This window comes from [Micrococcus luteus] ATCC 49442, assembly GCF_010367585.1.
Taxonomy (GTDB): Bacteria; Actinomycetota; Actinomycetes; order Actinomycetales; family Micrococcaceae; genus Arthrobacter; species Arthrobacter luteus_A.
Genome location: NZ_JAAAXP010000001.1, coordinates 2,311,599 through 2,325,787, shown reverse-complemented (window position 1 = coordinate 2,325,787; position 14,189 = coordinate 2,311,599). Strand labels below are relative to the sequence as shown.

Sequence of the window (14,189 nt, the reverse complement as noted above, 5' to 3'; positions counted from 1 at the left end):
CGTGTCGTGGCGGATCCGGCGCCGGCAACGTGGCGTTATCCACAGGGTTGGACGTGACTGTCGGCCCCACCGCCTAGACTTGTAGGCACCATGGATATGTTGTTTGACCCGTACTCTGACGGACCGTTCAAGGCCGCCCCGGCGGCCTCCACCCGCACCAAGTCGCGCCCGGAAGACCGTGCCGCGGCAGCCGACCTTGGTGGCGGCGGACGCATCAGCGGTCCCGCGCACAGCGCCGCTGATGGCGCCGCCCAGGCTCCGGAACAGGGGAGTGCAGGGCAGGAAACTTCAGAGCAGGGCTCCCGGCAGGGCGGCGGCTGGGCCAGCCGGCAGCCGCACGGCGACGGGACCGAAGACCACGCGCACCACCGGCCAAACGCCGCGGAACTGCTGGAGGGACTGAACCCGCAGCAGGAGGAAGCCGTCAAGCACGCCGGCACCGCCCTGCTGATTGTGGCCGGCGCCGGCTCGGGCAAAACCCGGGTGCTCAGCAACAGGATCGCTTACCTGATCGCCACGCACCGCGCCCACTACGGCGAGATCCTGGCCATCACCTTCACCAACAAGGCGGCCGCCGAAATGCGGGAGCGCATCGCGGCGCTGGTAGGGGGCCGGGCCAAGATCATGTGGATCTCCACGTTCCACTCCTCCTGCGTGCGCATCCTGCGCCAGGAAGCCGCCAACGTGGGCCTAAAGTCCAACTTCTCCATCTACGACTCCGCCGACTCTTTGCGGCTGGTCACGCAGGTGTCCAAGAGCCTTGACCTGGACCCTAAAAAGTTCGCGCCCAAGGCCATCCAGCACAAGATTTCGGCGCTCAAGAACGAACTCATCGACGCCGACTCCTTCGCCTCCACCGCCAACTTCAACGACCCCTTCGAAAGTGCCGTCGCGGACGTCTTCAAGGGCTACACCCAGCGGCTCCGGCAGGCCAACGCCATGGACTTTGACGACCTCATCGCCGAGACCGTCTACATGTTCCGGGCCTTCCCGGCGCTCGCAGATTCCTACCGCCGCCGGTTCCGGCACGTCCTGGTTGACGAGTACCAGGACACCAACCACGCCCAGTACGCCCTGGTCCGGGAGATTGTGGGCGAAGGCCCCGGTGCCTCCGAGCTCACCGTCGTTGGTGATTCGGACCAGTCCATCTACGCCTTCCGCGGCGCCGACATCCGCAACATCGTCGAGTTCGAGAAGGACTACCCGGAAGCCCGCACCATCAAGCTGGAGCAGAACTACCGCTCCACGCAGAACATTCTCACCGCAGCCAACTCCGTGATCTCCCGGAACCCCAACCGGCCAGAAAAACGGCTGTGGACGGCCGAGGGCGAAGGCCACAAGATCATCGGCTACGTGGGTGAAAACGAGCACGACGAAGCCCAGTTCATCGCCAAGGAAATCGACCGGCTCCAGGACGAGGACAACCTCCGCCCCGGTGATGTCGCCATCTTCTACCGCACCAACGCCCAGTCCCGCTCCATCGAGGACGTACTGGTCCGGGTTGGACTGCCCTACAAGGTGGTGGGCGGAACACGCTTCTACGAACGCAAGGAAATCAAGGACGCCCTGGCGTACCTTCGGGTCCTGGTCAACCCTGACGACGACGTCAACCTCCGCCGCGTCCTCAACGAACCCAAGCGCGGCATCGGGGACCGTGCCGAGGGTGCCGTGGCGGCGCTTGCCTCCCGGGAGCGGATGTCGTTTATGGCAGCAGCCCGCCGTGCCGAGGAAGCTCCGGGCATGGCAACGCGCTCCGTCAACGCCGTCCTTGGCTTCGTGAAACTGCTGGACGACCTCGCCGAGGTAGCCACCGGCTCCGGTGCCGCGGCAGCACTGGAAGCCGTCCTGGAACAGACCGGCTACCTGGCCGGGCTGCGTTCCAGCACGGATCCACAGGACGAGTCCCGCGTGGAGAACCTGGCGGAACTCGTCGCCGTCGTGCGTGAATACGAACAGGAGAACCCGGAAGGTTCCCTGGGTGCCTTCCTGGAACAGGTGTCCCTCGTGGCTGACGCGGACCAGATCCCGGACGCGCCCGGGGCGGACATCGACGCCGCGGTGGCGGAGGCCAAGCGGCTGGGCGTGGTCACGCTGATGACCCTCCATACCGCCAAGGGCCTCGAGTTCCCGGTGGTGTTCCTGACCGGCATGGAGCACGGGCTGTTCCCACACCAGCGCTCTGCCACGGACCCGAAGGAGCTTGCCGAAGAGCGCCGGCTGGCCTATGTGGGACTGACCCGCGCCCGGAAGCGGCTGTACGTCACCCGCTCCGAAGTGCGCAGCATGTGGGGCCAGAGCCAGTACAACCCTGCAAGCCAGTTTCTCGAGGAAATCCCGGCCGAGCTGGTGGAATGGAAACGCGAAGGAACCAGCCGGCAGTCCGGCGGCTGGGGGAACAGCGGTTCCATCGGCTCAGGCCGCTACAACGGATCCTTCTGGGGTGCAGGGACGTCCCGGGGTGCCGCCGCCGACTCCTCGGCCGGGTTCAGCGCGGACGTCCCCGCCGCCCTCGCCAAGAACCGCGTGCAGCCGCAGAAGGAAATTGTGGCCGTCAGCGTGGGGGACAAGGTCAACCACACAAGCTTCGGCAACGGCACGGTGCTGGCCCTCGAAGGCGCAGGGGACAAGACCGTGGCCAAGGTGAAGTTCGATGTCGGCGAGAAGCGGCTCCTGCTCCGCTACGCGCCGCTGACCAAGCTGGACGCCTGAGGGGAACTCCGGGCAGCGTGATGCCCGTTCAGCGACCGGCCCCCGCTGCGGGGTCCTCACTCACGGCCGGCAGCAGGTAACGGACGAACCACTCGGCTGCCAGCGCCGCCACCTCGGTCAACGTTCCGGGTTCTTCGAAGAGGTGCGTGGCTCCGCGGATGACTTCCAGCCGTGCAGGCGCCCGCATCTGAGTCATGGCCTCACGGTTGAGAGCAAGGACATGCGGGTCGGCGCTGCCCACGATCAGGAGGGTCGGGGCGCGGACAGCGGCCAGCCGTGGACCGGCCAGATCCGGGCGCCCGCCCCTTGCTACAATGGCTCCGACTTGGGCGCCGGGCTCGGCCGCGGCCCACAACGCGGCACCGGCACCGGTACTTGCGCCAAAGTATCCGACACGGCTGGATCTGGTGTCAGCCCTCGTGCCGAGCCATTGGGTGGCTGCCGTAAGCCGCCGTGCAAGCAGTTCGATATCGAACACTTTTTCCCGGGAACCTTCCTCCGCGGGGCTCAGAAGATCCAGCAGCAGGGTACCCATGCCGGCGTTCTGAAGAACCCTGGCGACCTGCCGGTTGCGGGGGCTGTGGCGTCCGCTGCCGCTGCCATGGGCAAAAACCACCATCGCTACGCACCGTGCGGGCACGTGCAGGTTACCGCCAAGCCGGACATTGTCCGCGGGGATTTGCACTTCCTCGTCGACAGATTCCTCGGGGACGGATTCCTCGGGGACGGATTCCTCTGGAACGGGCCCGCCGGCGTCGGCGGTGGATATTTCCGCCCGGACAGGGTGGAAGCGCCGGGCGGCGACATCGAGCAGTTGCAGAACCTCATCATCGCCAACGGGGGAGAAGTCGCGGTAGTAGCTGCCCACCGCACGGAAGTTCCGGGCGGGAACAAGGCAGACGATATCGTCGGCTCCGGCTCCGGCTCCGGCCCCGGTCAGCGAGGACAGCGCCCGGCTCGAGGCCACCGGGACAGCCAGGATCACCTTTGCCGCTCCCAGCTGCCGGGCTACCATGCAGGCGACCCGGGCGGTGGAGCCGGTTGCGATACCGTCATCGACAATGAGGGCTGTGCGGTTGGTCAGATCCGTGCGCGCCCGCCCCTGCCGGTACCGCTCAACCCGTGACTCCAGCAACTCGCGTTCGCTCCGCTCCACAGCCCGAAAGCTGGCGTCGCTCACGCCGGCGGCGGAGGCGACATGCGGGTCCACCACGCGGGCATTTCCTTCGCCGATTGCACCCATTGCGAACTCCGGCTGGAACGGTACGCCCAGCTTGCGCACCACAATCACATCCAGCGGCGCGTTGAGAATCTCCGCAACCTCGAACGCGACCGGCACCCCGCCGCGGGGCAACCCCAGGACCACCACGTCGTGCCAACGCACCTCTGCCAGCCGCAGTCCCAGCCTTCTTCCGGCGTCGGCCCTGTCCCGGAATTCAAACATCACCCACACCCTCCCACAGGTGCCAAGCCTGCTCCGGTCGCCGCCCTATTCTTCCTCGGGGAGGGCAGCCGTCGAGGCTGGCCATGACATTCGCAGGATGAAATGGCCCTCCGCGCTTTTTCTGGCGATGACGGCGCCTGCATCCCCTGCCAGTCTGACGCCGAACTCGATCTCCATTCGCTCAGGAGCCAGCTCCCTCATTGCCTCCATGACGGCCGCGGCGGCCGGCCGGACACCGGCAAGCGCATCTTCCAGACGCCGGCCCACATCGAGGATTCCTTGTTCGTTCCGGGCCGGGTGGTTTACGCCGTAGCTGTTGTCATCCACTTCAACCAGAACCGTTCCGGATCCGACTTGGTATCGCAGTACTTCGGTCATGCCTGGTTCACTCCAATTACTGGGTTGGGAAAGGCCCGAAGCGGGGGCCGTTCTCCCTCCAGTAGATGCCCCGGGGGTGGTGGGCAAAAGGGGCAAAAGGCCCGAACATACGCGGCTAGTGCGGATGATCCACTGTCACAGATTCAAGGTACCCGGGCACCCGTACCTTCCAACCCAGTTCGCGTTTGATCCGGATGCGACCTTAGCCTCGGCGACTGGTGCTTCCCCATGCGGCGCTCCGGCGCAGCGGCAGCCATGAAGCATAATGGGGACCATGCGACGGACTGTATTGGGGATCTTCGCCGCCTTCACTTTGCTGGCGGCCACGGCGTGCACCATCACCACCGAGGACCCGGGCTATGTGGCCCCGCCGCCGCTGCCGCCGTTGGAACAGCTGGAACAGGCAGCCCTGGTGGACCCGGAAGGGTTCGGGGCGGGCCGGGAAATCCTGTCCTTCATCACCGAGGACCGGAACATTGTGTGTTCGTTGACCTCGGCCAAGGGCGAACACCTCAACCTTCCGTACGAGCCGAACAGTTTTTCGGACAGCGCCAACGACAAACTGGCCACCGTTCCCGTAGCCCACTGTGAACTGGCGACCTACCCCAAACCTGCTGCCGGCGATGTCAAGGATGATTGTGCGGGCACCGGCCTCGGCTACCTGGGGGGAACGGCGCTGCTCACACCGGACAAGGCCACGTACGGGGAATGCCGGTCCGGTGTCACACAAATGGAGGCCACGTACGGGCCCAAAGGGAGCAAGAGCGGTCCGCTCAGCGAACTGCCCGTCCTGGCCGACGGGGCCAACCTGGAACGGAACGGGCTCCGGTGTTCTGCCTATAACCACGGCGTGGCGTGCGGAAATGTGTCCGCCGGCGTTGCCTTCTTCGTCGCCAGGGATCATTACGAAGCTTTTTCCAAAGGTGCCGAAACCGCCGCCCCCGCCCCGTCTGAGGCCCCAAAAACCCCGTAATCTAGGGCTTTTTCTACGCTCTATAGAATAGTGTGCTTACTCACATAAGAGGTACTGTGGAACGGGCCGGTCCTCAGAGAGGACTAGAGTTCCGAGTGGAGCATCGCACGCTGTGGCCCGTTTCCGGACAGGTCGCAGGTGTGTGCAATCCGCAGCCCGGTCATCGTCTTCGATGGTGCCCGACTGTACAGAAACTACTTCGACGTAGAAGGACACTAAACCGTGGACCTGTTTGAATACCAGGCGCGCGATATGTTCGAGGCGCACGGTGTACCCGTGCTTGCCGGCATCGTGGCGTACACCCCAGAAGAAGCAAAAGCAGCAGCCGACAAAATCGGCGGCGTGACTGTTGTTAAAGCACAGGTCAAGGTAGGCGGTCGCGGCAAGGCCGGCGGCGTCAAGGTAGCCAAGACCGCTGATGAGGCACTTGAGCACTCCACCAACATCCTGGGCATGGACATCAAGGGCCACACCGTCAAAAAGGTGATGATTGCCCAGGGTGCCGATATCGCCGAGGAGTACTACTTCTCCGTGCTGCTGGACCGGGCCAACCGCAACTACCTGGCCATGTGCTCGGTTGAAGGCGGCATGGAAATCGAGCAGCTCGCCGTCGAACGCCCGGATGCGCTGGCCAAGATCGCCATCGATCCTGCCGTTGGCATCGACCAGGCCAAGGCTGACGAAATCGTTGCAGCCGCAGGCTTCGCCGAGGAACTGCGCGGCAAGGTCGCCGCCGTGATCCTCAAGCTCTGGGACGTTTTCAAGAAGGAAGACGCCACCCTCGTGGAGGTCAACCCGCTGGTCAAGACCGGCGCGGGCGACATCGTTGCACTGGACGGCAAGGTCACGCTGGACGAGAACGCCGAGTTCCGTCACGCCAAGCACGCGCTCCTCGAAGACAAGGACGCTGCCGACCCGCTCGAGGCCAAGGCCAAGGCGCAGGACCTGAACTACGTCAAGCTGGACGGTCAGGTGGGCATCATCGGTAACGGTGCCGGTTTGGTTATGTCCACCCTGGACGTTGTTGCCTACGCCGGTGAAAACCACGGCAACGTCAAGCCCGCCAACTTCCTGGACATCGGCGGTGGAGCTTCCGCCGAGGTTATGGCTGCAGGCCTTGACGTCATCCTGGGTGACGAGCAGGTCAAGTCCGTGTTCGTGAACGTCTTCGGTGGCATCACCGCGTGTGACGCCGTCGCCAAGGGCATCGTTGGTGCGCTGGCCGAGCTGGGCCACAACGCGAACAAGCCGCTGGTAGTCCGCCTCGACGGCAACAACGTTGAGGAAGGCCGCCGCATCCTGGCCGAGGCCAACCACCCGCTGGTTACCCTGGCCGCCACCATGGACGAGGGCGCCGACAAGGCCGCCGAGCTCGCCAACGCAGCTAAGTAAAGGGACGCACCATGTCTATCTATCTGAACAAGGACTCCAAGGTCATCGTCCAGGGCATCACCGGCGGCGAAGGCACCAAGCACACCGCCCTGATGCTGAAGGCCGGCACCAACATTGTGGGCGGCGTCAACGCCCGCAAGGCCGGCACCACGGTCCTGCACGGCGACACCGAAATCAACGTTTTTGGCACCGTCAAGGAAGCCATCGCTGAAACCGGCGCCGACGTCTCCATTGTCTTCGTACCGCCGGCATTCACCAAGAACGCCGTTGTGGAAGCCATCGAGGCCGGCATCGGCCTGGTCGTTGTCATCACCGAGGGTGTTCCCGTCCAGGATTCAGCCGAGTTCTGGGCACTGGCCCAGTCCAAGGTTGACGCCAACGGCAACCAGGTCACCCGCATCATTGGACCGAACTGCCCCGGCATCATCACCCCGGGTGAGGCACTGGTCGGCATTACCCCGAACAACATCACCGGAAAGGGCCCCATCGGACTGGTTTCCAAGTCCGGTACCCTGACCTACCAGATGATGTACGAACTGCGCGACCTGGGCTTCTCCACCGCCATCGGCATCGGCGGCGACCCCGTCATCGGCACCACGCACATCGACGCCCTGGCTGCGTTCGAAGCTGACCCCGAGACCAAGGCGATCGTGATGATCGGCGAAATCGGTGGCGACGCTGAAGAGCGCGCTGCCGAATTCATCAAGGCCAACGTCACCAAGCCCGTTGTTGGCTACGTTGCCGGCTTCACCGCTCCCGAAGGCAAGACCATGGGCCACGCCGGCGCCATCGTCTCCGGTTCCGCCGGAACCGCCCAGGCCAAGAAGGAAGCCCTCGAAGCTGCAGGCGTCAAGGTCGGCAAGACGCCGTCCGAGACCGCCACGCTGCTGCGCGAAGTTTACGCGGCGCTCTAGGCTCACAGCACCACAACGCGGGGTCACTCCCTGCCCCATCCAGAGGTTGGATCGGGCGCGGAGTGACCCCGCGTTGCTGTTTAAGGCGCGTTGCTGTTTAAGGCGCGTTACTGCATCAGTACGACGGCGTCCCTCACCTTCATCGCGAAGGCGGCGGGCGCCGTCGTCGTTAAGTCCGTCCAGCCGGCGTCCCGCGCTGCGCCGGAACCTTGTTGCTATGGAGCGGGGCGGCGGTTGCTGTTGCTTCTCAATTTGGTTATTTGTTAGTATGTCAGAACAAACTACAAAGGAGACGCTCAATGCCGCTGGTTCGAATCGATGTCAACGCAGGCCGAAACCCTGAGGAACTCGGCAACCTCAGCCGTCGCATCCACGATGCCATCCTGGCCGAGTATGGCATTCCAGAGCGGGACTACTTCCACATCGTCACCGAACACGCGCAGGGCCAGATTTTCGCCCAGGATGCCGGCCTGGGGTTTGAGCGGTCCCCTGATGTGGTGATGATCCAGATTTTCACCCAGGGCGGCCGCAGCCAGGCCGCCAAGCAATCGCTCTTTGCGGCCATTGCCGCGCAGCTTGCCGAGGTTGGCGTCGCGGGCGAGGACGTATTCCTGGGCTACGTGGAAAACACCGCCAGCGACTGGTCCTTTGGCTTCGGCCGCGCCCAATATGTCACGGGTGAACTGGCAGTTCCGCGCAAATAGCTGTTTTGCGCGGCCCGATTTCGGGACCGTCTGGAGACCTGTTTCCCAAGGCTACGTTCCGTTGTAGTTATGTCAGTACAAACCTTTGACAGGACATGAATTCTGGTGCAGAGTAGTGGTTGTGGCCCCGCTCACGTGCGGCCCCGCCAGGCACCGGAGCTCAGTCCCAAGAGTTCACAACAGAAAGGTCCGCGATCACCGTGAACCACGAACTGCTCACGATCGGGCGCATCAGCGTTGATATCTACCCGAACGACATCGGGGTGGACCTGGAGGACGTGCAGTCCTTCGGCAAGTACCTCGGAGGCTCACCCTCAAACGTCGCCGTGGCAGCCGCCCGGCATGGCCGCCGGACCGGCGTGATCACCCGCACCGGCGATGACGCCTTTGGCACCTACCTGCACCGCGAACTGCACAAGTTCGGCGTGGACGACTCCTTCGTCACCCCGGTCAAGGAATGGCCCACCGCCGTGACGTTCTGTGCGATCAAGCCGGCGACGGACGAGTTCCCGCTGTACTTTTACGGCCGGTTCCCCACGGCACCGGACCTGCAGATCAAGGCCGAAGAGCTTGACCTGGACGCCATCCGGAACGCCCGGATTTTCTGGTCCACCGTAACGGGCCTGTGCCAGGAGCCCAGCCGGGCAGCGCACCTTGCGGCCCATGAGGCCCGCGACCGCGACCAGCTCAAGATCGGCCAGTTCACCGTCCTTGACCTGGACTACCGGCCCATGTTCTGGGCTTCCGAAGCGGAAGCCAGGGAACAGATCGCCAAGATCCTGCCCCACGTCACAGTCGCGATCGGCAACGACAAGGAATGCGCTGTTGCGGTCGGCGAGGGAACTCCCGACGAGCAGGCCGACCGGCTGCTGGCTGCCGGCGTGGAGATCGCCGTGGTCAAGCTTGGCCCCGAAGGTGTGATGGCCAAGACCCGCACGGAACGCGTGGTGTCGGCACCGGTGAAGGTGGAGACCGTCAACGGCCTGGGCGCCGGCGATTCCTTCGGCGGCGCATTCTGCCACGGCCTGCTGGCCGGCTGGCCGCTCGCCGAGGTGCTGGACTTCGCCAACGCTGCAGGTGCCATCGTGGCCTCGCGACTGTCCTGCGCTGATGCGATGCCGACGCCGGAAGAGGTCACCTCACTGCTGGCCGAGCGCGGCCGGCTGGTGCCCGCGTTCGCCGGAACAGCCGCAGGCACGTCCCCTGAATCAGTTTCCGAAGGAGCAGCGTCTTGAGCCTCAACGACGATCCCCGCCGCTATGAACACCTGAGCCGGATCAGGCTGGAAGACCCGGACGCCGTTGCCCGGGCAGCCGCCTCGCGCCGCCGCCATCCCGGCCTGAAGTACGGTGTCCAGAGCTTTATTGTCGCCGCCGACCACCCGGCCCGCGGCGCCCTCGCTGTCGGCAACGATCCGGTGGCCATGGCGGACCGGCGTGGTCTGCTGGACCGCCTGCAGATCGCCCTGGCGAACCCCGCCGTGGACGGCATCCTGGCCTCTCCTGACGTCATGGATGACCTGCTCCTGCTCGGCGCTTTGGAAGGGAAACTCGTTTTCGGTTCCATGAACCGGGGCGGACTCTCCGGGCTGGTGAATGAGGTCGATGACCGTTTCACCGGTCACACAGCGGCCGCGCTGGAGGCGTTGGGCGCGGATGGCGGGAAGATGCTGACACGGATCTGCCTGGGGGATCCGGATACGGTGGCCATGCTGGAAGCGACGGCCAAGGCCATTGATTCGCTGGCTGCGCGTAAGCTGATCGCCATGGTGGAGCCCTTCCTGTCCTCGTGGCAGAACGGCAGGGTCCGCAACGACCTGAGCCCGGACGCCGTGATCAAGTCCATCGCGATTGCCGAGGGCCTGGGTTCCACGAGCGCCTACACATGGATGAAACTGCCTGTAGTCGCGGAGATGGAACGCGTGATGGCCGCGACCACCATGCCCACCGTTCTGCTGGGCGGCGATCCGGAAGGCACTCAGGACGAGGTGTTTGCCAGTTGGCAGGCCGCCCTCGCGCTGCCAGGGGTCCAGGGGCTCACGGTCGGGCGGACGCTGTTGTATCCGGCCGACGGCGACGTTGCCGGAGCCGTCGCGACCGCCGCGTCCCTGCTCAAGACCCCTGTGCTGCAGTCCTCAGCGAAAGTATCGGAGTAACCATCGTGGGAACAACAACCCGCCGCATGACAGTGGCCCAGGCCGTCGTCGAGTACCTGTCCAAGCAGTACACCGTGGACTCCATCAACGGGGTGGAGTTCCGGGAGCGCCTGATTCCGGGCACGTTCGGGATTTTCGGGCACGGCAATGTTGCCGGTGTGGGCCAGGCGTTGAAGCAGTACCAGCAGCTGGACCCGAGCATCATGCCGTACTACCAGGGCCGGAACGAGCAGGCCCAGTCGCATCAGGCCGTGGGTTACGCACGCCATACCCGCCGGCGCCAGACTTTTGCGATCAGCACCTCGATCGGCCCGGGTTCCTCGAACCTGCTCACCGGTGCGGCGTTGGCGACCACGAACCGTTTGCCGGTGCTGCTGCTGCCGTCTGACACATTTGCGACCCGCGCCGCGGATCCGGTGCTGCAGCAGCTGGAGCAGCCCTACGCGTACGACATCACGGTCAATGACGCGTTCCGGCCGCTGTCGAAGTTCTTCGACCGGGTCTCCCGGCCGGAGCAGCTGTTCTCGGCGTTCCACCATGGCCTGCGGGTCCTGACGGATCCGGCCGAGACCGGGGCTGTGACCATTTCGCTGCCGCAGGATGTCCAGGCCGAGGCTTTCGACGTGCCCGAGGAGTTCCTCGCCGAGCGTGAGTGGCGGATCCGCCGCCCGGACGCGGATGATGCGGACATCGCCCGCGCCGCTGCCGCGATACGTGCCGCGAAGCGTCCGCTGATCATCGCCGGCGGCGGCGTGCTCTACGCCTACGCCAACGATGAACTGGCCACGTTCGTGGAGCTGACCGGGATCCCGGTGGGCAACACGCAGGCCGGCGTCGGCGTCCTGCCCTGGGACCACCCGTTCTCCCTCGGCGCGATCGGTTCGACAGGTACGACGGCGGCGAACGCCATTGCTGCGGAGGCTGACCTGATCATCGGGATCGGCACCCGGTATGAGGACTTCACCACCGCGTCGCGGACCGCGTTCCAGAACCCGGACGTGCGCTTCATCAACATCAACGTCGCCGCGATCGACGCGTACAAGCACGGCACCACGCTCCCGATCGTGTCCGACGCCCGCAAAGCCCTGGTCAAACTCAACGCAGCACTCGGCGGCTACCGTGTCGGCGCGGACCTCGAGCAGCAGATCTCGGCCGAAAAGAAGCGCTGGGACGCCACCGTGGACGAAGCCTTCGATACCCGTTACACGCCGTTGCCGGCGCAGAACGAGATCATCGGTGCCACCTCACGGGCGATGGATCCGGCCGACGTTGTGATCTGCGCGGCCGGGTCGCTGCCGGGGGATCTGCATAAGATGTGGCGGGTCCGGGACCCGTTCGGCTACCACGTGGAATACGCCTACTCCTGCATGGGCTACGAAATCCCCGGCGGGCTCGGCGTCAAACGAGCCGCGCTGGCCGAAGCCGCCCGCGGCGGCCAGCAGCGCGACGTCGTCGTGATGGTGGGGGACGGCTCCTACCTGATGATGCACACCGAACTGGTCACCGCCGTCGCCGAACGCATCAAGCTGATTGTGGTCCTCATCCAGAACCACGGCTACGCCTCCATCGGGTCCCTGTCCGAGATGCTCGGGTCGCAGCGTTTCGGGACCCAGTACCGGGCCCTGAACGAAGAGGAACACAGCTTCGACGACGGCGACACCCTCCCGGTGGACCTGGCCCTGAACGCCGAGTCCCTGGGCGTGAAGGTGGTCCGGATCGAACCGGGCCAGAAGGTCATCGCCGAACTCGAACAGGCCATCCGGGACGCCAAGGCCGCCCCCGAACGCGGCGGGCCTATCCTGATCCACGTCGAATCCGACCCGCTGCTGGACGCACCCTCCTCCGAGTCCTGGTGGGACGTGCCCGTCTCTGCCGTTTCCGAGCTGGAGTCCACCCAGCAGGCCTTCCAGACCTACACCGACCACAAGAACCGCCAGCGCAAACTGCTCGGCTAAACCCACACTCCTTTTCGAACTACTCAAGGAAGAGTCCCATGACTGCCACCTCCACTGAGACCACCACCATCAGCCACTTCATCAACGGCGCCGAAACCGCCGGTGAGGGCACCCGTACCCAGCCCGTCTACAACCCGGCCACCGGTGCCGTCTCCGCCCAGCTGCGCCTGGCCAACCGGGCGGACCTGGACGCCACCGTCGCCGCGGCCCGCAAGGCCGCCGATACCTGGGGCGATATTTCCCTGGCCAAGCGCACCGCGGTGCTGTTCAAGTTCCGCGAACTCGTCGCCGCGCACGTCGATGACCTCGCCGAACTGATCACCGCCGAGCACGGCAAGGTCCTCTCCGACGCGAAGGGCGAGATCGGCCGCGGCCTGGAAGTCATCGAGTTCGCCTGCGGCATCCCCACCCTGCTCAAGGGCGACTACTCCGACCAGGTCTCCACCGGCATCGACGTGTTCTCCTTCCGCGAACCGCTCGGCGTGGTCGCCGGGATCACCCCGTTCAACTTCCCGGTCATGGTGCCGTTGTGGATGGCCCCGATGGCCATCGCCACCGGCAACGCGTTCATCCTCAAGCCCTCCGAACGCGACCCCTCCGCCTCGATGCTGCTCGCCAAGCTTTGGAAGCAGGCCGGCCTGCCCGACGGCGTGTTCCAGGTCCTGCATGGCGACAAGGAAACCGTCGACGGGCTCCTGACCCACCCGGACGTGGACGGCATTAGTTTTGTTGGCTCCACCCCGATCGCCCAGTACGTCCACGAGACCGCCACCAAGCACGGCAAGCGGGTCCAGGCCCTCGGCGGGGCTAAGAACCACGCCATCGTGATGCCCGACGCCGATCTCGATAACGCCGCCGACCACCTCGCCGCCGCCGCGTTCGGCTCCGCGGGGGAGCGCTGCATGGCCATCTCCGTCGCGGTCGCCGTCGGTGACGCCGCGGACCTGATCGTCAAAAAGGTCGAAGAACGCGCCCTCGCCGTGAAGGTCAACAACGGCGCCGCGCCCGGCGCCGAAATGGGCCCGGTCATCACGCCCGCGTCCAAGGAACGTATCGTCAGGATTGTCACCGAAGCCGAAACCGCCGGCGCTGCGATGGTGGTGGACGGCCGCGACCTCGTCGTCCCCGGCCACGAAGACGGCTTCTGGGTGGGCCCCACCGTCATCGACCACGTCAAAACCGAAATGACCGCCTACACCGAGGAAATTTTCGGACCCGTCCTCGTCGTGGTCCGCGTTGACACCCTGGAAGACGGCATCAACCTGATCAACTCCAACCCCTACGGCAACGGCACCGCCATCTTCACCTCATCCGGCGCCAACGCCCGCACGTTCCAGCGTTCCGTGACCGTGGGCATGATCGGCATCAACGTGCCCCTGCCCGTCCCGGTGGCCTACCACTCCTTCGGCGGCTGGAAAGCCTCGCTCTTCGGCGACAAGCACATCTACGGCCCCGAAGGCGTCTCCTTCTACACCCGCGGCAAAGTGGTCACCTCCCGCTGGCCCGAACCCACCCACGCCTCCGGCGCAAGCTACAACTTCCCCTCCAACTAGCAACCACCATCG

Annotated in this window: 11 protein-coding genes; 9 read left to right on the top strand and 2 right to left on the bottom strand. The window is 65.2% G+C overall.

The window, feature by feature from the left end:
• Positions 1 to 96: 96 nt before the first annotated feature.
• Positions 97 to 2,709 (top strand): DNA helicase PcrA, encoded by a 2,613-nt coding sequence (gene pcrA, locus GUV69_RS10460; protein WP_431197128.1) that lies wholly within the window; start codon positions 97 to 99, stop codon positions 2,707 to 2,709.
• A gap of 28 nt (positions 2,710 to 2,737) precedes the next feature.
• Here the strand turns inward: pcrA and GUV69_RS10455 are convergent, their stop codons facing one another.
• Positions 2,738 to 4,153: a phosphoribosyltransferase family protein gene (locus GUV69_RS10455; RefSeq protein WP_164202114.1), complete on the bottom strand. Its 1,416-nt coding sequence runs from the start codon at positions 4,151 to 4,153 to the stop codon at positions 2,738 to 2,740.
• A gap of 45 nt (positions 4,154 to 4,198) precedes the next feature.
• Complete coding sequence (locus tag GUV69_RS10450) at positions 4,199 to 4,531, bottom strand: CU044_2847 family protein (protein WP_164202112.1); 333 nt, start codon at positions 4,529 to 4,531, stop codon at positions 4,199 to 4,201.
• Between the two features lie 265 nt (positions 4,532 to 4,796).
• Between GUV69_RS10450 and GUV69_RS10445 the strand changes: the two genes are divergently transcribed.
• The 8 genes from GUV69_RS10445 to GUV69_RS10410 all read left to right on the top strand — a co-directional run bounded on the left by GUV69_RS10445 (position 4,797) and on the right by GUV69_RS10410 (position 14,177).
• Complete coding sequence (locus GUV69_RS10445; protein WP_164202110.1) at positions 4,797 to 5,504, top strand: hypothetical protein; 708 nt, start codon at positions 4,797 to 4,799, stop codon at positions 5,502 to 5,504.
• Between the two features lie 222 nt (positions 5,505 to 5,726).
• A complete protein-coding gene (gene sucC / locus GUV69_RS10440) occupies positions 5,727 to 6,896 on the top strand; it encodes an ADP-forming succinate--CoA ligase subunit beta (protein WP_164202108.1) in 1,170 nt (389 codons plus the stop codon).
• Positions 6,897 to 6,907: 11 nt separating this feature from the next.
• Positions 6,908 to 7,810 (top strand): succinate--CoA ligase subunit alpha, encoded by a 903-nt coding sequence (gene sucD, locus GUV69_RS10435; protein WP_164202106.1) that lies wholly within the window; start codon positions 6,908 to 6,910, stop codon positions 7,808 to 7,810.
• 299 nt (positions 7,811 to 8,109) lie between these two features.
• The gene (locus tag GUV69_RS10430; protein WP_164202104.1) at positions 8,110 to 8,514 is read left to right on the top strand and encodes a tautomerase family protein; all 405 of its coding nucleotides are present in this window, start codon (positions 8,110 to 8,112) and stop codon (positions 8,512 to 8,514) included.
• A gap of 200 nt (positions 8,515 to 8,714) precedes the next feature.
• The gene (gene iolC, locus GUV69_RS10425; protein WP_164202102.1) at positions 8,715 to 9,749 is read left to right on the top strand and encodes a 5-dehydro-2-deoxygluconokinase; all 1,035 of its coding nucleotides are present in this window, start codon (positions 8,715 to 8,717) and stop codon (positions 9,747 to 9,749) included.
• Complete coding sequence (locus GUV69_RS10420; protein ID WP_164202100.1) at positions 9,746 to 10,669, top strand: Cgl0159 family (beta/alpha)8-fold protein; 924 nt, start codon at positions 9,746 to 9,748, stop codon at positions 10,667 to 10,669. The genes iolC and GUV69_RS10420 overlap by 4 nt, the downstream gene beginning before the upstream one ends.
• Before the next feature lie 26 nt (positions 10,670 to 10,695).
• Entirely contained in the window at positions 10,696 to 12,624 is a 1,929-nt protein-coding gene (gene iolD / locus GUV69_RS10415) for a 3D-(3,5/4)-trihydroxycyclohexane-1,2-dione acylhydrolase (decyclizing) (protein WP_164206426.1), read from the top strand.
• 38 nt (positions 12,625 to 12,662) lie between these two features.
• Positions 12,663 to 14,177, top strand: coding sequence for a CoA-acylating methylmalonate-semialdehyde dehydrogenase (locus GUV69_RS10410; RefSeq protein ID WP_164202098.1), 1,515 nt, complete (start codon positions 12,663 to 12,665; stop codon positions 14,175 to 14,177).
• The last annotated feature ends 12 nt before the right edge of the window (positions 14,178 to 14,189 follow it).

Excerpts from the sequence above, each read along its gene's own strand:
- pcrA (WP_431197128.1), top strand. The coding sequence starts at position 97 with ATGTTGTTTGACCCGTACTCTGACGGACCGTTCAAGGCCGCCCCGGCG.
- GUV69_RS10455 (WP_164202114.1), bottom strand. The coding sequence starts at position 4,153 with ATGTTTGAATTCCGGGACAGGGCCGACGCCGGAAGAAGGCTGGGACTG.
- GUV69_RS10450 (WP_164202112.1), bottom strand. The coding sequence starts at position 4,531 with ATGACCGAAGTACTGCGATACCAAGTCGGATCCGGAACGGTTCTGGTT.
- GUV69_RS10445 (WP_164202110.1), top strand. The coding sequence starts at position 4,797 with ATGGGGACCATGCGACGGACTGTATTGGGGATCTTCGCCGCCTTCACT.
- sucD (WP_164202106.1), top strand. The coding sequence starts at position 6,908 with ATGTCTATCTATCTGAACAAGGACTCCAAGGTCATCGTCCAGGGCATC.
- GUV69_RS10430 (WP_164202104.1), top strand. The coding sequence starts at position 8,110 with ATGCCGCTGGTTCGAATCGATGTCAACGCAGGCCGAAACCCTGAGGAA.
- iolD (WP_164206426.1), top strand. The coding sequence starts at position 10,696 with ATGACAGTGGCCCAGGCCGTCGTCGAGTACCTGTCCAAGCAGTACACC.
- GUV69_RS10410 (WP_164202098.1), top strand. The coding sequence starts at position 12,663 with ATGACTGCCACCTCCACTGAGACCACCACCATCAGCCACTTCATCAAC.